Source organism: Pseudomonas sp. B21-032, assembly GCF_024748965.1.
Classification (GTDB): Bacteria; Pseudomonadota; Gammaproteobacteria; order Pseudomonadales; family Pseudomonadaceae; genus Aquipseudomonas.
In genome coordinates, this window is record NZ_CP087180.1 from 4,741,611 (window position 1) to 4,760,032 (window position 18,422).

An 18,422-nucleotide genomic window follows, 5' to 3' on the forward strand; every position below is an offset into this window, starting at 1 on the left:
GTAACAAGATCATCCGTCCGCCCTGTGGCTCAATGAAAGCACTTATCTGCCACAGGCGCTCCGTATGTCCAGCCGCGAAAACACCGGGATGGCCCTTGGCCTTCTCGGTGTGATTATTTTCAGCCTGACCCTGCCCATGACGCGCATCGTCGTACAGGAGCTACACCCCTTGCTCAACGGCCTGGGGCGGGCCTTGCTGGCGGCGATCCCGGCTGCGGCGCTGCTGCTCTGGCGCCGGGAAAAATGGCCAACCTGGGCGCAGATCAAGGGCCTGAGCCTGGTGGCGCTGGGGGTGATCCTCGGCTTTCCGGTGTTCTCGGCCTGGGCCATGCAAAGCGTGCCGGCGTCCCACGGAGCACTGGTCAACGGCCTGCAGCCTTTATGCGTGGCGGTGTACGCCGCCTGGTTGTCCCATGAGCGGCCATCGAAAGCCTTCTGGGCCTGCGCCGCGCTGGGCAGTGCGCTGGTGCTGGCCTACGCGATGATCATGGGCGCCGGGCAGATCCAGGCCGGCGACCTGCTGATGCTCGCGGCGATTGCCGTGGGCGGCCTGGGGTATGCCGAAGGCGGCCGGCTGGCGCGAGAAATGGGCGGTTGGCAGGTGATCTGCTGGGCGCTGGTGCTGTCGGCGCCGCTGTTGCTCGGGCCGGTGATCTACCTGGCCTTGCAGCACCAGGGGCCGGTAAGTGCCAAGGCCTGGTGGGCGTTCGGCTATGTGTCGCTGTTCTCGCAGTTCATCGGCTTCTTTGCCTGGTACGCCGGGCTGGCCTTGGGCGGCATTGCCCGGGTAAGCCAGATCCAGCTGCTGCAGATCTTCTTCACCATCGCCTTTTCGGCGCTGTTCTTTGGCGAGCAGGTCGAGCCGATTACCTGGCTGTTTGCCGCCGGGGTGATTGCCACGGTGGTGCTGGGGCGCAAGACACGGGTGCAGCCTGCGCCTGTGCGGGGCCTGGGCTGACGCGATCGCGGGTCAAGTCAAGGCGTCCCGATGATTCAGGCAGGAATCAAGCCATCGGCGCGCAACAAGGTCTCCAGGCAATGCTCCTTGACCCCGTAGAAGTCCTTGAGCTGCTGGATCTTCTCCAACAATGCTGAAGCCTCAACCGGTGCCTGGCGCTTGACCGCCAGGATCATCTTGTTCTTGTTGGTGTGCTCCAGGGAAATGAACTCGAAAACCTTGGTTTCGTAACCGCAGGCTTCCAGGTACAAGGCGCGCAAGCTGTCGGTGAGCATCTCGGCCTGCTGGCCCAGGTGCAATCCGTACTGCAGCATCGGCTTGAGCAAGCCTGGGCTGTGCAGTTGCGGGCGGATCTGCTTGTGGCAGCACGGCGAGCACATGATGATCGCCGCGCCGCAACGAATGCCGGTATGAATCGCGTAATCGGTGGCGATATCGCAGGCATGCAAGGCGATCATCACCTCGATGGCGCTGGGCACCACACTGCGCACGTCACCGCATTCGAACACCAGGCCCGGGTGCTCCAGGCGCGAGGCCGCGGCGTTGCACAGCTCGACCATGTCCGCGCGCAGTTCGACGCCGGTAACCTGCGCCTCGCGCTGCAGGGTATTGCGCAGGTAATCGTGGATGGCGAAAGTCAGGTAGCCCTTGCCCGAGCCGAAGTCGGCCACCCGCAGCGTCTGGTCGGCGGCCAGCGGCGCCGAATTCAGGGCATGGGAAAACACTTCGATGAACTTGTTGATCTGCTTCCACTTGCGCGACATCGCCGGGATCAGCGCCTGCTGCTTGTCGGTCACGCCCAGGTCGTGCAAGAACGGCCGGCTCAGCTCCAGGTAGCGCTTTTTCTCGCGGTCATGCTCCCCGGCCGGCGCCTGGCGCGCCTGCTGCACGGCGCTGCGATGGAGCATCGGCTTGCCCTTCTTGCTGAATTCCAGCTGCGCTTCGTCGCTGAGGCTGAGCAGATGGGCGTTGCGAAACGACGCCGGCAGCAGCTCATCGACCAGCGCCAGGGCTTCATCGTTGCCCAGGTTGCGGGTGATGTCGCGGGTCTTGTAGCGGTAGACGAACGACACGCAAGCCTGGCCCTTGACCGTCAGCGGCTTGGCGATGATGCGCTGCAGGGTTTCTTCGTTGCCGACATGGCGCGCCAGCACCAGCTTGATCAGGGCGTTCTGTTCCAGGCTGGTGGCGAGCAGGCTCAGAAACTGCGCACGCGCATCCGGCGCGGCCTGGGCGGTGGGGGAATCGGACATCGGGAAAGGGTGCCTCGGGTTGCGGAGGGGGCGCAGGGATGCGCAGGGCCGGGAATTTTACGTGGATGCGCTTTCCCTGCACAGCTTTTGTCGACCGATGCCGCCGCGGCTAACCGAGCACCACCAGGCGGTTGGGCAGCTCGTTGCGCTCGTGAGTCTGCGGCACATGGGTGCGCAGCAGCTCGCCGCAGGCCTCGATGCAACTGACGAACCCCTGCAGCGTCTGGCCCTGGCGCACCTGTGCGGTAAAGCGCTTGACGATCGCGTCCCAGACCTTGTTGTCCAGGTGCCGGGAGATGCCTTCATCGACGAGAATCTCGACATAGCGCTCGGCCTCGCTGACAAAGATCAGCATGCCGGTGCCACCCACGGTGTGGTGCAGGTTCTGTTCGAGAAACTGCCGGCGGGCCAGGTTCGCCGCGCGCCAGTGGCGCACCGAGCGCGGAATCAGGCGGGTGGTCAGCGACGGGATGCGAAACAGCAGGCACAAGGCAATAAAGGTCAGCCACTGCACGATCAGCAAACTGTGCACGCTCATCCAGCCGCTGAGGTAATGGACGACGCCCGGCACCACCAGGGCCAGCAGGCTGGCCCACAGCAAGGGGATATAGGCATAGTCGTCGGCGCGGCTGGCCAGCACCGTGACCAGTTCGGCATCGGTATGCCGCTCGACCCGGGCAATGGCTTCAGCGACCTGGCGCTGTTGTTGTTCAGTGAGCAAAGTCATGCGCTGCGCTACCCGTTGTTGTTCATTTACCAGCCCCCCGACGACCCACCGCCGCCGAAGCTGCCCCCGCCACCGCTGAAGCCCCCTCCGCCACCGCCGCCGCCAAAACCACCGCCGCCGTAGCCACCGCCGAAACCGCCGCCCATGCCGCCGCGCCCGCTGCCGCCAAGGCCCAGCGACTGCAGGGCGAACACCACCAGGATCAGCAGGATGAACAAACCGATGCCCCAGGCCGGCGCACCGTCCTGGCCATCGTTGCCCAGCGCCCGCGAAGGCTCGGCCAAGGGGTTGCCGCCCAGCACCTGGAGTATCGCCGCCGTGCCCTGGACGATGCCCTGACTGTACTCGCCACGACGAAACGCCGGGGTGATGATGCGGTTGATGATCACCGACGACTGCGCATCGGTCAGGCGCTCTTCCAGGCCATAGCCGACTTCGATGCGCAGCTTGCGCTCCTGGGGGGCGACGATCAACAGCGCGCCGTTGTCCTTGCCTTTCTGGCCAATGCCCCAGTGACGGCCGAGCTGGTAGCCGTAGTCTTCGATGCTCTGCCCCTGCAGGTCGGCCAGGGTCACCACCACGACCTGTTCGCCGGTGCCCTGCTCATGGGCCTTGAGCATGTTGTCGAGCTGGCTGCGGCTGGCACCGTCGAGCAGGCCGGCGTTGTCCACCACCCGCCCGCTCAGCGCCGGGAAGCTGAGCTCGGCGCGCAGCGGCGTAGCGATCAGCAGCGCTAGCAGCAGCGCAAGCTTGAACAGGCGCATCAGAATTTCACTTCAGGCGCTTTTTCGGCATCGGCGCTGGTGGCCTCGAAGTTCTCGCGGATCGGCAGGTCGCTGTACATCACGCTGTGCCAGAGTCGCCCGGGAAAGGTGCGAATCTCGGTGTTGTAGCGCTGCACGGCGGCGATGAAATCCTTGCGCGCCACGGCGATGCGGTTCTCGGTGCCTTCCAGTTGCGACTGCAAGGCCAGGAAGTTCTGGTTCGACTTGAGGTCCGGGTAACGCTCGGACACCACCATCAAGCGGCTCAAGGCCCCGGTCAGCTGCGACTGCGCCTGCTGAAATTGTTGCAACTTTTGTGGATCGTCCAGCGTACTGGCATCGACCTGGATCGAGGTCGCCTTGGCCCGGGCTTCTATGACCGCGGTCAGGGTTTCCTGCTCCTGCCTGGCGTAGCCTTTGACCGTTTCGACCAGGTTGGGAATCAGGTCGGCGCGGCGCTGGTACTGGTTCTGCACCTGAGCCCAGGCGGCCTTTACCTGCTCGTCGTAGTTGGGGATGTTGTTGATCCCGCAACCGGCCAGCAGGCTGCCAAGCATCAGCAGCAGCCACAGGCGTACGCCCTTGAATTGAATTACCTGCATGTCGCTACGCTCCTTGATCGCCGTGATTCACCGGACTTGAGGCATAATCCGTCATCGCCGCTGGATCGGGATCGCCCAATCGGCTAAAAGATGCCCCAGCAAACTACAACAATAGCCGCTTCCCCAACTTCGGCTGGGCAGTATCACCGTGAATACTGCCGCAAGCCTTGAGAACAGAATTCATGAACAAGCTGTGTTTGCTGGGTCTGGTTGTCAGCCTGGCCAGTCAATCGGCCTTTGCCGACACCTCTGCCGCCCCGCTGCAGGACAAACAGGCGTTCATCGCCAACCTGATCAAGCAGATGACCCTGGATGAAAAGATCGGCCAGTTGCGCCTGATCAGCATCGGCCCGGAAATGCCCCGCGAGATGATCCGCAAGGAAATCGCCGCCGGCCGCATCGGCGGTACCTTCAACTCGATCACCCGCGCAGAAAACCGGCCGATGCAGGATGCCGCCGCCAAGAGCCGGCTGAAAATCCCGATGTTCTTCGCCTACGACGTGATCCACGGCCACCGCACGATCTTCCCGATCAGCCTGGGCCTGGCCGCCAGCTGGGACATGGAAGCGATCGCCAAGGTTGGCCGGGTGTCCGCCGCCGAGGCCGCCTCCGACGGCATCGACATGACCTTCGCACCGATGGTCGACATCGCCCGCGACCCGCGCTGGGGCCGTACCAGTGAAGGCTTCGGCGAAGACACCTACCTGGTCTCGCGCATCTCCAAGGTGATGGTCGAATCCTTCCAGGGCCCGAGCCCGGCGGCGGCAACCAGCCTGATGGCCGCGGTCAAGCACTTCGCCCTGTACGGCGCGGTGGAAGGCGGGCGCGACTACAACACGGTCGACATGAGCCCGACCAAGATGTTCAACGACTACCTGCCACCCTACCGCGCCGCCATCGATGCCGGCGCCGGTGGGGTCATGGTGGCGCTGAACTCGATCAACGGCGTACCGGCGACCTCCAACACCTGGTTGATGAACGACCTGCTGCGCAAGGACTGGGGCTTCAAAGGCGTGACCGTCAGCGACCACGGGGCGATCACCGAACTGGTGCGTCACGGTGTCGCCCGCGATGGCCGCGAAGCCGCCAAGCTGGCGATCAAGGCCGGCATCGACCTGAGCATGAACGACTCGCTGTACGGCGAAGAGCTGGCCAGCCTGCTCAAGGCCGGTGAAATCCAGCAGGCCGATATCGACAACGCCGTGCGCGAAGTGCTCGGCGCCAAGTACGACATGGGCCTGTTCGAAGACCCCTACCGGCGCATCGGCAAGGCCAGCGACGACCCGGCCGACACCTATGCCGACAGCCGCCTGCACCGCGCCGAGGCCCGTGACGTCGCGCGCCGCAGCCTGGTCTTGCTGGAAAACCGCCAGCAGACCCTGCCGCTGGCAAAAGCCGGCACCATCGCCCTGGTCGGCCCGCTGGCCGATGCCCCGATCGACATGATGGGCAGCTGGGCCGCCGCCGGCCGCCCGCAGCAATCGATCACTGTGCGCGAAGGCATGCGCCAGGCGCTCGGTGACAAGGCCAAGGTGATCTACGCCAAAGGCTCCAACGTCACCCACGACAAGGCCATCCTCGACTACCTGAACTTCCTCAACTTCGATGCCCCGGAAATCATCGACGATCCGCGCCCTGCCGCGGTGCTGATCGATGAAGCGGTCAAGGCTGCCAGGCAGTCCGACGTGGTGGTGGCGGTGGTGGGCGAGTCCCGTGGCATGTCCCACGAATCGTCCAGCCGCACCACCCTGGAAATCCCCGCCGCCCAGCGCGAGCTGATCAAGGCCCTGAAAGCCACCGGCAAACCGCTGGTGCTGGTGCTGATGAACGGCCGGCCGCTGTCGCTGGCCTGGGAACGCGAGCAGGCCGATGCGATTCTGGAAACCTGGTTCAGCGGCACCGAAGGCGGCAACGCCATTGCCGACGTGCTGTTCGGCGACTACAACCCGTCGGGCAAGCTGGCGATCACCTTCCCGCGCTCGGTCGGGCAGATCCCGATGTACTACAACCACCTGAGCATCGGCCGCCCGTTCACCCCAGGCAAGCCAGGCAACTACACCTCGCAGTACTTTGAAGAGCCAAACGGCCCGCTGTACCCCTTCGGCTACGGCCTGAGCTACAGCGACTTCAGCCTGGCGAACCTGAAGCTTTCGAGCAAGACGGTCAAACAGGGCCAGGACCTGGAAGCCAGCATCGTGGTCAAGAACACCGGCAAGCGTGATGGCGAAACCGTGGTGCAGCTGTACCTGCAGGACGTCACCGCGTCCATGAGCCGCCCGGTCAAGGAGCTGAAGAACTTCCAGAAAGTCATGCTCAAGGCTGGCGAAGAACGCACCCTGCGCTTCACCATCAACGCCGACGACCTGAAGTTCTACAACGGCCAGCTGCAATGGGCGGCGGAACCGGGCGAGTTCCGGGTCCAGGTCGGCCTCGATTCGCAGGCCGTGCAACAACAGAGCTTCGAGCTGCTGTAACAACGTTGCCATGCTCCAAGGGAAGGCCAGGAGGCCTTCCCCACTGCCGGGACTTGCACCATGCCTTCTTCCTTTCGCGCCCTGCGTCTGGGCCTGATTCTGTTCTTCATCCTTGCCGGTACCCTGCTGACCGCAGGCTGGGCCATGCACCATGCCAAGCGCCAGTCGATGGTCGAGGATGCCCGCCGGGCCAATGAGCAACTGGGGCTGTATGCCACGTCGCTGCACACCCTGATCGAGCGCTACCGCGCCTTGCCCGCCGTGCTGGCACTCGACCCGGAACTGATCAGCGCCTTGCGCGGGCCAGTCGCAGGCCCGGTGCAGGACGCCCTGAACCGCAAACTGGAACGCATCAACGGCGCGGCCAATTCCTCGACCCTGGAACTGCTCGACCGCACCGGCCTGGCCGTGGCCGCCAGCAACTGGCGCCTGCCCAGCACCTATGTCGGCTCCAACTATGGCTTTCGCCCGTACTTCAAGCAGACCCGCAGCCAGGGCAGCGGCCGCTTCTATGCGGTGGGCGTGACCAGCGGCGTGCCGGGGTATTTCTTGTCCAGTGCCGTGCATGATGAAAACAGCCGCTTTCTCGGCGCCATGGTGGTCAAGCTGGAGTTCCCCGAGCTTGAGCGCGAATGGCGCCAGGGCAGCGATATCCTCCTGGTCAGCGACGCCCGCGGGATCATCTTCATCGCCAACCAGGACGGCTGGCGCTACCGCGAACTGCAACCGTTGAGCAGCGCCGACCGCGCGGAACTGGCCGCTACCCGCCAGTACGACAAGCAACCGCTGGTGCCATTGCAGCACCATATCCTCAGCAGCTTCGACGCCAACAGCCACCTGATGCGCGTGCAGGGCCCCGAGGGCAGCACCGATTACCTGTGGGAAAGCCTGCCGCTGGAGGCCGAAGGCTGGACCCTGCACCTGCTGCGCAAGCCGCAGGTCAGCGATGACGGGCGCAACGCCGCGCTGGCCGCCGCTGCCGTGTGGCTAAGCCTGGTGTTCGCCCTGTTGTTCATCAGCCAACGCCTGCGCCTGGCGCGCTTGCGCCAGCGCAGTCGCGAAGAGCTCGAACGCCTGGTCGAGGCCCGCACCCGCGACCTGCGCACCGCCCAGGAAGGCCTGGTGCAATCGGCCAAACTGGCGGCGCTGGGGCAGATGTCGGCGGCCCTGGCCCACGAAATCAACCAACCCTTGACCACCCAGCGCATGCAACTGGCAACCCTGCGCCTGCTGCTCGACAACCAGCGCCTGGACGAAGCGCGCCAGGCCCTGGAGCCGCTGGAGCAGATGCTGACGCGCATGGCGGCGCTCACCGGGCACCTGAAGACCTTCGCCCGCAACAGCCCCAGCGGCCTGCGCGAACGCCTGGACCTGGCCACCGTGGTCGACCAGGCACTGCAGTTGCTCGATGCGCGGATCCGCGCCGAAGACGTCAGCGTCGCCCTGTACCTGGCCCGCCCGGCCTGGGTGCGCGGCGATGCGATCCGCCTTGAGCAGGTGCTGATCAACCTGCTGCGCAACGCCCTGGATGCCATGGCCGAAAAGAGCTACAAACGCCTTGAGGTGCGCATCGATGCCGAGCAGGAGCACTGGCGCCTGAGCGTGCTCGACAGCGGCGGCGGTATCCCCGCCGAACACCTGGGCAGTGTCTTCGACCCGTTCTTCACCACCAAGCCGGTGGGCGAAGGATTGGGCCTGGGCCTGGCGATTTCCTATGGCATCATTCACGAAGCCGGTGGCCGCCTGCAGGTTGAAAACCAGCCCGGCGGCGCCCGTTTCAGCCTGACCCTGCCTATGGACCCGGAACCTGCATGTTGAACTCAGTAATGGTTGTCGACGATGAAGCCAGCATCCGCACCGCCGTAGAGCAGTGGCTGAGCCTGTCGGGCTTCAACGTGCAACTGTTCAGCCGCGCCGAAGACTGCCTTGAGCAACTGCCCGGGCACTTCCCCGGGGTGATCCTCAGTGACGTGCGCATGCCCGGCATGGACGGCCTGCAGTTGCTTGAACAGCTGCAGGCCAGCGATGCCGACCTGCCGGTGATTCTGCTCACCGGGCATGGCGATGTGCCGATGGCGGTCGAGGCCATGCGCAACGGCGCCTACGACTTTCTGGAAAAACCCTTCAGCCCCGAAGCCCTGCTCGGCAGCCTGCGCCGCGCCCTGGAAAAACGCCAGCTGGTGCTGGAGAACCGCCGCCTGCATGAGCAGGCCGATTTCAAGGTGCGCCTGGAGGCGAACCTGCTGGGTGTGTCCCAGGGCATGCAGCAGTTGCGCAAGCAGGTGCTGGACCTCGCCAGCCTGCCGGTCAATGTGCTGATTCGCGGCGAAACCGGCAGCGGCAAGGAGCAGGTCGCACGCTGCCTGCACGACTTCGGCCCGCGCGCCGGCAAGCCTTTCGTTGCCCTCAACTGCGCGGCAATCCCCGAGCAGCTGTTCGAAGCCGAGCTGTTCGGCCATGAAAGCGGCGCCTTCACCGGCGCCCAGGGCAAGCGCATCGGCAAGCTTGAATACGCCAACGGCGGCACGGTGTTCCTCGACGAAATCGAAAGCATGCCGCTGGCCCAGCAGGCCAAGCTGCTGCGCGTGCTGCAGGAGCAGAAGCTCGAACGCCTGGGCGCCAACCAGAGCATCAGCGTCGACCTGCGGATCATCGCCGCAACCAAGCCCGACCTGCTTGAAGAAGCCCGCGCCGGACGCTTTCGCGAAGACCTCGCGTACCGCCTGAACGTCGCCGAATTGCGCCTGGCGCCGTTGCGCGAGCGCCGTGAAGACATTCCGCTGCTGTTCAACCACTTCGCCCGCCTGGCCGCCGAGCGCGTTGGCCGCAGTGCGCCGCTACTCAGTGGCGCGCACCTGGGCAAGCTGCTGGGGCACGACTGGCCGGGCAACGTCCGTGAACTGGCCAACGCCGCCGAACGCCATGCCCTGGGGCTGGGCGAACCGACAGCGGCGCCCATCGAAGCCGGGCAGTCGCTGGCCGCCCAGCAGGAGGCCTTCGAGGCCCAGTGCCTGCGCGCCGCCTTGAGCCGGCACAAGGGCGAGATCAAGGCGGTCATGGAAGAGCTGCAACTGCCGCGGCGCACCCTCAACGAGAAGATGCAACGCCACGGCCTGTTGCGTGAAGATTTTCTCGGCCCTGCTTGATCGAAACGCCGATCAACATAAGCGGATTTTCGCCGATCCACCCGTTTGAATAGGCGGATTTCCGCTCACCACATCCATACAACCCTTCTAGACCGGGCTTCCAGCACCTGGCACAGCTTCTGCTATAGCCCTGGCAGGCTGCGTTTCGGCGCGCTCCACAAAAACAACTATGAAGGTCCCTTCGATGGATAACTCCACCACCCTGCCCGCCGGGGCGGCCGTTGCGCCCGCCGCGGAAAAAACCACCCGAAGCCGACTCAAGTCGATTTTCAGCGGTTCGATCGGCAACATGGTCGAATGGTACGACTGGTACGTTTACGCCGCGTTTTCCCTGTACTTCGCCAAAGCCTTCTTCCCTGCTGGCGACACCACTGCCCAGTTGCTCAACACGGCTGCGATCTTCGCCGTGGGCTTTTTGATGCGCCCGATCGGCGGCTGGCTGATGGGTATCTACGCCGACCGCAAGGGCCGCAAGGCCGCACTGATGGCCTCGGTACTGCTGATGTGCGCAGGCTCGCTGGTCATCGCCCTGACCCCGGGCTATGAAACCATCGGCGTCGCCGCACCGGTACTGCTGGTCATCGCCCGCCTGATGCAAGGCCTGTCGGTAGGCGGTGAGTACGGCACCTCCGCCACCTACCTCAGCGAGATGGCCACCAAGGAACGCCGTGGCTTCTTCTCCAGCTTCCAGTACGTGACGCTGATCTCCGGCCAGCTCATCGCCCTGGCGGTGCTGATCATCCTGCAGCAGACCCTGACCACCGAGCAGCTGTATGCCTGGGGCTGGCGCGTACCCTTCGTGATCGGCGCACTGTGCGCGGTGGTTGCCCTGTACCTGCGTCGCGGCATGGAAGAAACCGCCTCCTTCACCAAGAAGGAAAAGTCCAAGGAAAGCCTGATGCGCACCCTGATGCGCCATCCGAAAGAGCTGGCTACCGTGGTCGGCCTGACCATGGGCGGCACCCTGGCCTTCTACACCTACACCACCTACATGCAGAAGTACCTGGTGAACACGGTGGGCATGAGCATCTCCGACTCGACCACCATTTCGGCGGCCACCCTGTTCCTGTTCATGTGCCTGCAGCCGGTCATCGGCAGCCTCTCCGACAAGATCGGCCGACGCCCGATCCTGATCGCCTTCGGCGTGCTCGGCACCCTGTGCACGGTCCCGATCCTGACCACCCTGCACACCATCGAAACCTGGTGGGGCGCGTTCTTCCTGATCATGGCGGCGCTGATCATCGTCAGCGGCTACACCTCGATCAACGCCGTGGTCAAAGCCGAGCTGTTCCCGACCGAAATCCGCGCCCTGGGCGTTGGCCTGCCGTACGCCCTGACCGTGTCGATCTTCGGCGGTACGGCTGAATACGTCGCGCTGTGGTTCAAGAGCATCGGCATGGAGACCGGCTACTACTGGTATGTGACTGCCTGTATCGCCTGCTCGTTGCTGGTGTATGTGTTCATGAAGGACACCCGCAAGCATTCGCGGATCACCACTGACTGACAGCCAACTTTGCGCTGTAAATGAAAAGGGGCGTCCAGCAATGGACGCCCCTTTTTTGCATGACCCGGTTCAGGACAACTCGGCCAGCGCCTGGCGCTGATTGCGATTGTTGTAGTAATAGGCCAGGCCGATCATCGCCAGCAAGATACCGCCCAATACCGCCGATGAGCCTACCGTGCCGAAGTCCAGGCCGCCCTTTTCATGGGGTTTGGTGAGGAAGTCGCCCAGGGTCGCACCAAAGGGCCGGGTCAGCACGAAGGCGATCCAGAACAGCACAACGCCGGACAGCCGGGTCCAGTACCGGGCCACTACCACCAGGGCAATGGCACTGCCGATCAGCAAGGCGCCACCGGCAAAGCCCAGGCCCGAATCGTCTGCCAGGTAGTCGCCCAGCGCCGTGCCCAGGGTGTTGGAAAACAGGATCGCCACCCAGTAGAACAACTCGCCCTTGCGCGTCTTGATGTGATTGACGTTGAGCGGATTGCCGCTCAGGCGCCAGAGGGCAAAGGTCAGCAACAGAATGCCGATCAGGATCGCCGAGCCGGTGGCGTAGCCCAGGCCCAGCGTGCGGTCCATGAAGTCGGACATGGTCGTGCCGGCGGTGCTGGTGGAAAGGATTACCAGCCAGTACAGCACTGGGTGGTAGGCCCTGGAAAACAGTTGGGTGACCAGGGTGGCGAGAAACACGCTGATCAGGATCAGCGAGCTCATGGCGTAGCCCACGTTCAATGTCATTGAAAGCAGGTCGCCGGCGGTCTCGCCGAGGGTGGTGGCGCAGATCTTCATGACCCAGAAGGCCAAGGTGATCTGGGGGAGTTTATTCATCGGGTAGCGCTCCAGTGTCAGGTGCGGCAGAGACTGCGCAAGCGCCGATGAAAAATCGGTAGTGGGCTGATGAAAAAAGTGTTTTGGCCGGTTTAACGACTGATTAATCCTGGGGGGGCATTGTTCACCCATGGGAGATCGGGTTGCCTGCATCGCGGGTCAAGCCCGCTCCCACAGGTGCGCGATAAAGGCGGGACTGTCGCTAAACACATCTAGTTATTCGATTTTTATACGCTATTTTTTGCGCTTTTTAATCAATTTAATCGGCGTAGCATTAAACCCATAGAAACAAACAACCCCTCACCACCTCGGAGCAACGACCATGAAAAGCAAACTGATCCTGACCCTGGCCTTCTCGGTACTGGCTGCCAACGCATTCGCCGAAGACGGCTTCGACCGCACATACGGCCACAACTTCAGCGCCGTGCAAAGCCAGTCGGCCACTTATGCAGAAGATGGTTTTGATCGCACTGGCGCGGCCAAATTTGCCGAAGACGGTTTCGATCGCACTGGCGGCGCCAAATTCGCTGAAGACGGCTTCGATCGCACCCAGGCCCACCGCATCAGCTAATCCCTGCTGCGACGCAGTCAGCCCGGCTTCGGCCGGGCTTAGTCATTTTCAGCAAGGCCAAGCCTTGGCACACTAGAGGCTTACTCACAGGGAAGGCCTTCGGGCCAGCGCAGATGTATTACTACGAACCGGCAAAAGGCCACGGCCTGCCCCACGATCCGTTCAATGCCATCGTCGGCCCCCGCCCGATTGGCTGGATTTCCTCCCAGGACGCCGAAGGTCGCCTGAACCTTGCGCCCTACAGCTTCTTCAACGCCTTCAACTACATTCCGCCGATCATTGGTTTTTCCAGCGTCGGGCGTAAAGACAGCCTGAACAACATCGAGCAGACCGGCGAGTTCGCCTGGAACCTGGCCACCTTGCCGCTGGCCGAGGCCATGAACCAGAGCTGCGCTGCGGTTGCGCCGCAGGTCGACGAGTTCGCCCTGAGCGGGCTGACGCCCGTCGCGTCAAAGGTGATTGCGGTGCCGCGGGTGCAAGAAAGCCCGGTGTCGTTCGAGTGCAAGGTGACCCAGATCATCCAGCTGCAAAGTGCCGACCAGGCATTGGTGCCTAGCTGGCTGGTGCTGGGTGAAGTGGTGGCGGTGCATATCGCCGAGCACCTGCTCAAGGACGGTATCTACGATACCGCTGCGGGCCAGCCGATCCTGCGTGGCGGCGGCCCGGCGGATTACTTCGAGCTGGGCAACCTGTTCAAAATGGCCCGCCCGCAGGTCAACAGCTGAGTTGCCAGACCAGCTCGGCGTCGTCATCGACGCCCTGCAGGCGTTCAAGTTCGGCGCAGGCTGCTTCATCAGCGGCCAATGCGGTCTTGAAGGTCTGCTCCAGCAAGACCTTGTGAAAGCGCGGCGCCCCAGAGGCGCCCAGGCCTTTGACGGCGATGGCGGCGTGGTAACCGTCGTCGCCGCGTACGGCTGCCGATACTGCTTCGAACTGCGAAAATTCTTTACGTGCCATGTGCCTTGAATCCACATCAATTGCCGAAAGCCGCCATTCTAACCTGCAGATGGTTCGCCGAAGGTATGCAGGTCGAGGCTGTCGACCACCCGCGCCTGTACCAACTCGCCGAACAGCTCGAGGGTCGGTGAAGCGAAGTAACCACTCATCGATTGCTGATCGCGCCAGAAGCCGCTGAGCAGCCACAGGTCGGCGTCGGCCTGGGAGCGTTGCAGGCTGAATTTCAGGCAGCCGGGGGCCTGGCGCGAGGGTTCCAGCAGATCACGCAGGCGCTCGCCCAGTTCGTCTGAACGACCGCTGCTGGCGCGGATAAAAGCAAGGTGGGTGACCGATTGTGCCGAGGTCATGAGCGTTTCTCCATGTGCAGCCAGATGAAATTGCCAGGCTGCACAGGTTAGGCCACGCGCCTGCGCGGCGGTTAGGCGATTCCTGTCGAGCGCTTGCCTGATCCTGCGGGTCTTGCAGGATCAGGCAAGCAGGCGGCAGCTTTCGACTAGCGCCGTGGCTTGCACAAACCTATCCTGCAGTCGTTCTCCGAGGAATCGCTCCCATGTCCGCTACCGACCCCAACCGCTTGATCCTCGACCCTGCCCTGGAGCGCCAGCGCCAGGAGCTGGCCGATCTCATCCAGCGCCATGCACCACGCCAGGCTGGCGTCGAGTCGGCGGTTGAAGACCTGTTTCTGGTGCGCTACGAAGAAAGCGTGCGCTCCATGCCGGCCCTGGCGGAACCTGCGCTGTGCATCCTGGCCCATGGCAGCAAGGAGGTGTGCCTGGGCGACGAGCGCTATATGTACGACCCGTTGCATTACATGGTGGTGTCGGTGGCACTACCGATCAGCGGCGTACTGCTCGAGGCCAGCCCGGAAAACCCCAGCCTGGGCGTGCGCCTGAACATCGACCCGGCGCAGATCAACAACCTGCTGGCCGATGCCGGCCCGCTGGGCGTACCGAGCTTGCCGTCGGGGCGCGGGCTGTATGTGGAACGGACCGATCCGCTGTTGCTCGATGCGTTGCTGCGGCTGATTCGTTTGCTCGATTCACCCAAGGACATCCCGATCCTCGCACCGCTGATCCAGCGCGAGATTCTCTATCGGTTGCTGCGTGGCCCGCAGGGTTACCGGCTGTATGAAATTGCCATGGCCAACAGCCAGACCCACCGGGTGTGCCAGGCCATCGAATGGCTCAACCAGCACTTTGATCGGCCATTGCGCATCGACGAACTGGCGCGCGAGGTCAACCTCAGTACTTCGACCCTGCATCACCGGTTCAAGGCAGTGACGTCCATGAGCCCGCTGCAGTACCAGAAGCAGCTGCGCCTGCAGGAAGCGCGGCGGCTGATGCTTAATGACGGGCTGGAGGCGGCAGTGGCGGGTTATCGGGTGGGCTATGAAAGCCCCTCGCAGTTCAGCCGCGAGTACAGCCGCTTGTATGGGGCGCCGCCGGTGCGCGACCTGGCAAGGTTGCGCAGCGCGCTCTAGATAGCTATCGCGGCCTACACCGCCCTGACTACGTGCTTGATCTCCTGAAACGCACTCAAGCCCCAAGGCCCCAGCTCCCGTCCCAGGCTGCTCTGCTTGTAGCCACCCCAGGCCGTCTGCGGGAAAATCACTTGCGGCGCGTTGATCCACACCAGCCCTGCCTGCAAGGCATTGGCGACCCGTTCAGCCGCCTGCAAGTCCCGGCTGAGTACACTGGCCACCAAGCCGAACTCGGTATCGTTGGCCAGCGCCAGCGCCTCGGCTTCAGTGGCAAACGAACGCACGCACAGCACCGGGCCGAAGATCTCCTCGCGCCACAAGGCGCTGTCCAGTGGCACCTCGGTGAACACCGTCGGGCTGACAAAATAGCCGCAAGGCAGCTGCGCCGGCCGTGAGCCGCCACACAGCAACTGCGCCCCTGCTTGCAGGCCTGCGGCGATATGCGCCTGCACCCGCTGGTACTGGGCCTGGTTGACCAGCGGCCCCATTTCACTGTCGCCGCTGAACGGCTCGCCGACGCGAATCCCTTCGGCGCGGGCCTTCAGGGCATCGATAAATGCCGGGTACAGGGCTTCGGCGACCAGCACCCGGCTGGTCGCTGAACACATCTGCCCGGCATTGAAGAAGCCACCCAGGCAAGCCAGCTCCACTGCCAGTTCGAGGTCGGCGTCCTCGAGCACCAGCAACGGCGACTTGCCGCCCAGCTCAAGGCTCACGCCCTTGACCGTTTCCGCCGCGCGCTGCATGACCTGCACACCCACCGCATTGCTGCCGGTGAAGGAAATCTTGGCAACACGCGGATCGGCCGCCAGCGGCGCGCCCACTGCAAGGCCAGTACCACAGACCAGGTTGAACACCCCGTGCGGTAGCCCCGCTTCGGCGATGATTGCCGCCAGTTCCAGCTCGGCCAGCGGCGTGACTTCCGACGGTTTGAGCACCACGCAGCAGCCGGCCGCCAGGGCTGGCGCGAGCTTCCAGGCGGTAGTGACCATGGGGAAGTTCCACGGCACGATCAAGCCGACCACCCCGCACGGTTCACGGCGCACCCGGGCGACAAAATCTTCGCTGGGCAGCGCCACCGAACGGTCACGCCCGAGGTTATCGGCGAGTTCCGCGTAATAGCGGAAAGTGGCGACGACATCATCGACATCGATTTGGGCTTCAGCCAGCGGCTTGCCGTTGTTGCTGGCTTGCAACTGCACCAGGCGCTCGCGGCGCGCTTCGACGCCCTCGGCAATGGCCCGCAAGATCGCCGCACGGGTCGGCCCGCTGGAGGTGGACCACTCAACAAACGCAGCCTGGGCAGCCAGCGTTGCCCGTTCGACGGCTTCAGCGTCACCCCCGGCAACTTCCGCCAGCACCTGCTCGTTGCTCGGGTTGATTACCGTCAGCGCTTGCGGGCCATGCTGCCAGACGCCTTCGATATAAATGCCAGGCAGCTTGATCATGCGGGCACCGCCTGCATCCAGGTGGCCTGGTCGATTTCGATCAGGCTCGGGCCTTTGCGATCGCAAGCCTGGCGCAAGGCTTCACGCAACTGGGCAAGGTCACCCACCGATTCGGCGCTGCAGCCCAGGGCCTTGGCCACGCCAATAAAGTCAGGGGTGTAGATGTCGACACCGACCGGTTCGATGGCGCGGTTGACCATGTAGCGCTTGATCTCTTCATAGCCCTGGTTGTTCCACAACAGCACGATCAGCGGCACCTGCGCCTCACGGGCACTGGCCAGCTCCGGCAGGGTGAACTGCAAGCCACCGTCACCGATCAGACACACCACCGGCGCGCGCTCGGCCGCCACTTCAGCGCTACCCAGCCAGGCGCCCATGGCTGCCGGCAGGGCGTAACCGAGGGTACCGTAGCCGGTCGAGGCGTTGAACCAACGCCGCGGTTGGTCCATGTCCAGGGTCAGGTTGCCGGTGTACACCGGCTGTGTCGAATCGCCGACCAGCACTGCGCCGGGCAGGGTTTCGAGGAGGGTTGTGAGCATGCGCGTCTGGCTGCGCATCGGCAGGTCGCGCTCGGCTTGCAGCACCTCACGCAGGCGCGCGGCACGGGCCGCGCCCCATTCGGCGCCGCGCACCGGGGCCGGTTGCTCGGCCAGGGCGACCAGCAGGGCCTGGGTGGCGATGGTCGAATCGGCGACCAAAGCGACCTTCGGCGGGTAGTTGCGCACGGTCTGGTCGGGGTCGATGTCGATGCGCAGCAGCTCACCGGGGATCTCGAAACCGCCCTTGAAGGTCACGTCGTAGTCGGTCTCGGCAAGCTCGGTACCGATCGCCAGCACCACATCGGCCTCGGCGACTAGGGCGCGGGTGGCCACCAGCGACTGGGTCGAGCCGATCTGCAGCGGGTGGCTGGCCGGCAGTACGCCCTTGGCATTGATGGTCAGCGCTACCGGTGCCTGCAGGTATTCAGCCAGGCGAGTCAGCGCGGCGCTGGCGTCAATGGCGCCACCTCCGGCGAGAATCAGCGGCCGCCGGGCGGCAGCGAGCATGGCGGCCATTTGCGCAACCGGCGCAGGCGCGGCGCCAGCACGGGCGATGCGCACTGGCGTACAGGCCAGCAGGTGATCGGCGTCTTCGACCAGCACATCCAGCGGAATCTCGATATGTACCGGGCGCGGCCGGGCGCCATCGAACACGGCAAAGGCACGGGCCAGCACCGACGGCAGGTCATCGGCGCTCATCAGCGTGTGGGAAAACGCCGCCACACCGGCCACCAGGTTGCCCTGCGCCGGCAACTCGTGCAGCTTGCCGCGCCCGCCACCCAGCTGGTCGCGCGACTGCACGCTGGAGATCACCAGCATCGGGATCGAATCGGCGTAGGCCTGGCCCATGGCGGTGGTGATGTTGGTCATGCCCGGGCCGGTGATGATGAAGCACACACCCGGCTTGCCACGGGTACGGGCATAGCCGTCAGCCATGAAGCCAGCGCCTTGCTCGTGGCGCGGAGTGATGTGGCGGATGCTCGAGCCTGCCAGCCCGCGATAGAGTTCCACGGTATGCACGCCGGGAATTCCAAAGACATGGTCTACGCCATAGCCTTCAAGGAGTTTGACCAGTACTTCGCCGCAAGTCGCCATGATCGTGTGCCTGTAATTGTTCGGGAAACAGCCTGTATTGGACCGCCCGACGGCTACCTGCACAATGCAAAAAAGCTCA

Annotated in this window: 16 protein-coding genes and 1 pseudogene; 8 read left to right on the top strand and 9 right to left on the bottom strand. The window is 64.1% G+C overall.

The genetic code is table 11. The features are described from left to right. The first annotated feature begins 64 nt into the window (after positions 1 to 64). The gene (locus tag LOY54_RS21825) at positions 65 to 958 is read left to right on the top strand and encodes a DMT family transporter (RefSeq protein WP_045197562.1); all 894 of its coding nucleotides are present in this window, start codon (positions 65 to 67) and stop codon (positions 956 to 958) included. A 35-nt stretch (positions 959 to 993) separates the two neighbouring features. Here the strand turns inward: LOY54_RS21825 and LOY54_RS21830 are convergent, their stop codons facing one another. The 4 genes from LOY54_RS21830 to LOY54_RS21845 form a co-directional block, all read right to left on the bottom strand. Then, entirely contained in the window at positions 994 to 2,211 is a 1,218-nt protein-coding gene (locus LOY54_RS21830) for an SAM-dependent methyltransferase (RefSeq protein ID WP_093379993.1), read from the bottom strand. Positions 2,212 to 2,320: 109 nt separating this feature from the next. Further along, complete coding sequence (locus tag LOY54_RS21835) at positions 2,321 to 2,938, bottom strand: TPM domain-containing protein (protein ID WP_093379990.1); 618 nt, start codon at positions 2,936 to 2,938, stop codon at positions 2,321 to 2,323. Positions 2,939 to 2,964: 26 nt separating this feature from the next. Then, positions 2,965 to 3,702, bottom strand: coding sequence for a YgcG family protein (locus LOY54_RS21840; protein WP_093379987.1), 738 nt, complete (start codon positions 3,700 to 3,702; stop codon positions 2,965 to 2,967). Beyond that, entirely contained in the window at positions 3,702 to 4,304 is a 603-nt protein-coding gene (locus tag LOY54_RS21845; RefSeq protein WP_045197554.1) for a LemA family protein, read from the bottom strand. Before LOY54_RS21845 ends, LOY54_RS21840 begins: the two co-directional genes overlap by 1 nt. A gap of 182 nt (positions 4,305 to 4,486) precedes the next feature. Here LOY54_RS21845 and bglX point away from each other — a divergent pair, with 182 nt between their 5' ends. From bglX to LOY54_RS21865, 4 genes are all read left to right on the top strand, one after another. After that, positions 4,487 to 6,778 carry a beta-glucosidase BglX gene (gene bglX / locus LOY54_RS21850; protein WP_258607900.1) on the top strand — a complete coding sequence of 764 codons (2,292 nt, stop codon included), beginning with the start codon at positions 4,487 to 4,489 and terminating at the stop codon, positions 6,776 to 6,778. A 60-nt stretch (positions 6,779 to 6,838) separates the two neighbouring features. Next, on the top strand, positions 6,839 to 8,596 hold the full coding sequence (locus tag LOY54_RS21855; RefSeq protein WP_093379981.1) for an ATP-binding protein: 1,758 nt from the start codon (positions 6,839 to 6,841) through the stop codon (positions 8,594 to 8,596). Further along, complete coding sequence (locus LOY54_RS21860) at positions 8,590 to 9,924, top strand: sigma-54 dependent transcriptional regulator (RefSeq protein WP_258607902.1); 1,335 nt, start codon at positions 8,590 to 8,592, stop codon at positions 9,922 to 9,924. Before LOY54_RS21855 ends, LOY54_RS21860 begins: the two co-directional genes overlap by 7 nt. A gap of 184 nt (positions 9,925 to 10,108) precedes the next feature. Continuing rightward, positions 10,109 to 11,428, top strand: a complete 1,320-nt coding sequence (locus tag LOY54_RS21865) for an MFS transporter (RefSeq protein ID WP_045197546.1) — start codon at positions 10,109 to 10,111, stop codon at positions 11,426 to 11,428. 69 nt (positions 11,429 to 11,497) lie between these two features. Here the strand turns inward: LOY54_RS21865 and LOY54_RS21870 are convergent, their stop codons facing one another. Next, positions 11,498 to 12,253, bottom strand: coding sequence for a hypothetical protein (locus LOY54_RS21870; protein ID WP_195884919.1), 756 nt, complete (start codon positions 12,251 to 12,253; stop codon positions 11,498 to 11,500). Between the two features lie 322 nt (positions 12,254 to 12,575). On the opposite strand from LOY54_RS21870, the pseudogene LOY54_RS21875 reads away from it, so the two are divergent. Both LOY54_RS21875 and LOY54_RS21880 read left to right on the top strand, forming a co-directional pair. Continuing rightward, positions 12,576 to 12,821 (top strand): annotated as a pseudogene (locus LOY54_RS21875) (hypothetical protein); the annotation flags it as partial. A gap of 116 nt (positions 12,822 to 12,937) precedes the next feature. Beyond that, positions 12,938 to 13,549, top strand: a complete 612-nt coding sequence (locus LOY54_RS21880; RefSeq protein ID WP_195884920.1) for a flavin reductase family protein — start codon at positions 12,938 to 12,940, stop codon at positions 13,547 to 13,549. Here the strand turns inward: LOY54_RS21880 and LOY54_RS21885 are convergent. Both LOY54_RS21885 and LOY54_RS21890 read right to left on the bottom strand, forming a co-directional pair. Continuing rightward, positions 13,539 to 13,781: a hypothetical protein gene (locus tag LOY54_RS21885; RefSeq protein ID WP_213603373.1), complete on the bottom strand. Its 243-nt coding sequence runs from the start codon at positions 13,779 to 13,781 to the stop codon at positions 13,539 to 13,541. The genes LOY54_RS21880 and LOY54_RS21885 overlap by 11 nt on opposite strands. Positions 13,782 to 13,819: 38 nt before the next feature. After that, positions 13,820 to 14,128 (bottom strand): antibiotic biosynthesis monooxygenase family protein, encoded by a 309-nt coding sequence (locus LOY54_RS21890; protein ID WP_045197535.1) that lies wholly within the window; start codon positions 14,126 to 14,128, stop codon positions 13,820 to 13,822. A gap of 203 nt (positions 14,129 to 14,331) precedes the next feature. On the opposite strand from LOY54_RS21890, the gene LOY54_RS21895 reads away from it, so the two are divergent. Beyond that, on the top strand, positions 14,332 to 15,261 hold the full coding sequence (locus tag LOY54_RS21895) for an AraC family transcriptional regulator (protein ID WP_045197533.1): 930 nt from the start codon (positions 14,332 to 14,334) through the stop codon (positions 15,259 to 15,261). A 14-nt stretch (positions 15,262 to 15,275) separates the two neighbouring features. Here the strand turns inward: LOY54_RS21895 and LOY54_RS21900 are convergent, their stop codons facing one another. Beyond that, entirely contained in the window at positions 15,276 to 16,709 is a 1,434-nt protein-coding gene (locus LOY54_RS21900; RefSeq protein WP_258607904.1) for an aldehyde dehydrogenase family protein, read from the bottom strand. After that, positions 16,706 to 18,343 (bottom strand): 5-guanidino-2-oxopentanoate decarboxylase, encoded by a 1,638-nt coding sequence (locus LOY54_RS21905; protein ID WP_258607905.1) that lies wholly within the window; start codon positions 18,341 to 18,343, stop codon positions 16,706 to 16,708. The genes LOY54_RS21900 and LOY54_RS21905 overlap by 4 nt, the downstream gene beginning before the upstream one ends. Positions 18,344 to 18,422: the final 79 nt, after the last annotated feature.

Bases quoted from the DNA above. Each gene is read 5' to 3' on its own strand.
- LOY54_RS21825 (WP_045197562.1), top strand. From the start codon at position 65: ATGTCCAGCCGCGAAAACACCGGGATGGCCCTTGGCCTTCTCGGTGTG.
- LOY54_RS21830 (WP_093379993.1), bottom strand. From the start codon at position 2,211: ATGTCCGATTCCCCCACCGCCCAGGCCGCGCCGGATGCGCGTGCGCAG.
- LOY54_RS21835 (WP_093379990.1), bottom strand. From the start codon at position 2,938: ATGACTTTGCTCACTGAACAACAACAGCGCCAGGTCGCTGAAGCCATT.
- LOY54_RS21840 (WP_093379987.1), bottom strand. From the start codon at position 3,702: ATGCGCCTGTTCAAGCTTGCGCTGCTGCTAGCGCTGCTGATCGCTACG.
- LOY54_RS21845 (WP_045197554.1), bottom strand. From the start codon at position 4,304: ATGCAGGTAATTCAATTCAAGGGCGTACGCCTGTGGCTGCTGCTGATG.
- bglX (WP_258607900.1), top strand. From the start codon at position 4,487: ATGAACAAGCTGTGTTTGCTGGGTCTGGTTGTCAGCCTGGCCAGTCAA.
- LOY54_RS21855 (WP_093379981.1), top strand. From the start codon at position 6,839: ATGCCTTCTTCCTTTCGCGCCCTGCGTCTGGGCCTGATTCTGTTCTTC.
- LOY54_RS21860 (WP_258607902.1), top strand. From the start codon at position 8,590: ATGTTGAACTCAGTAATGGTTGTCGACGATGAAGCCAGCATCCGCACC.
- LOY54_RS21865 (WP_045197546.1), top strand. From the start codon at position 10,109: ATGGATAACTCCACCACCCTGCCCGCCGGGGCGGCCGTTGCGCCCGCC.
- LOY54_RS21870 (WP_195884919.1), bottom strand. From the start codon at position 12,253: ATGAATAAACTCCCCCAGATCACCTTGGCCTTCTGGGTCATGAAGATC.
- LOY54_RS21880 (WP_195884920.1), top strand. From the start codon at position 12,938: ATGTATTACTACGAACCGGCAAAAGGCCACGGCCTGCCCCACGATCCG.
- LOY54_RS21885 (WP_213603373.1), bottom strand. From the start codon at position 13,781: ATGGCACGTAAAGAATTTTCGCAGTTCGAAGCAGTATCGGCAGCCGTA.
- LOY54_RS21890 (WP_045197535.1), bottom strand. From the start codon at position 14,128: ATGACCTCGGCACAATCGGTCACCCACCTTGCTTTTATCCGCGCCAGC.
- LOY54_RS21895 (WP_045197533.1), top strand. From the start codon at position 14,332: ATGTCCGCTACCGACCCCAACCGCTTGATCCTCGACCCTGCCCTGGAG.
- LOY54_RS21900 (WP_258607904.1), bottom strand. From the start codon at position 16,709: ATGATCAAGCTGCCTGGCATTTATATCGAAGGCGTCTGGCAGCATGGC.
- LOY54_RS21905 (WP_258607905.1), bottom strand. From the start codon at position 18,343: ATGGCGACTTGCGGCGAAGTACTGGTCAAACTCCTTGAAGGCTATGGC.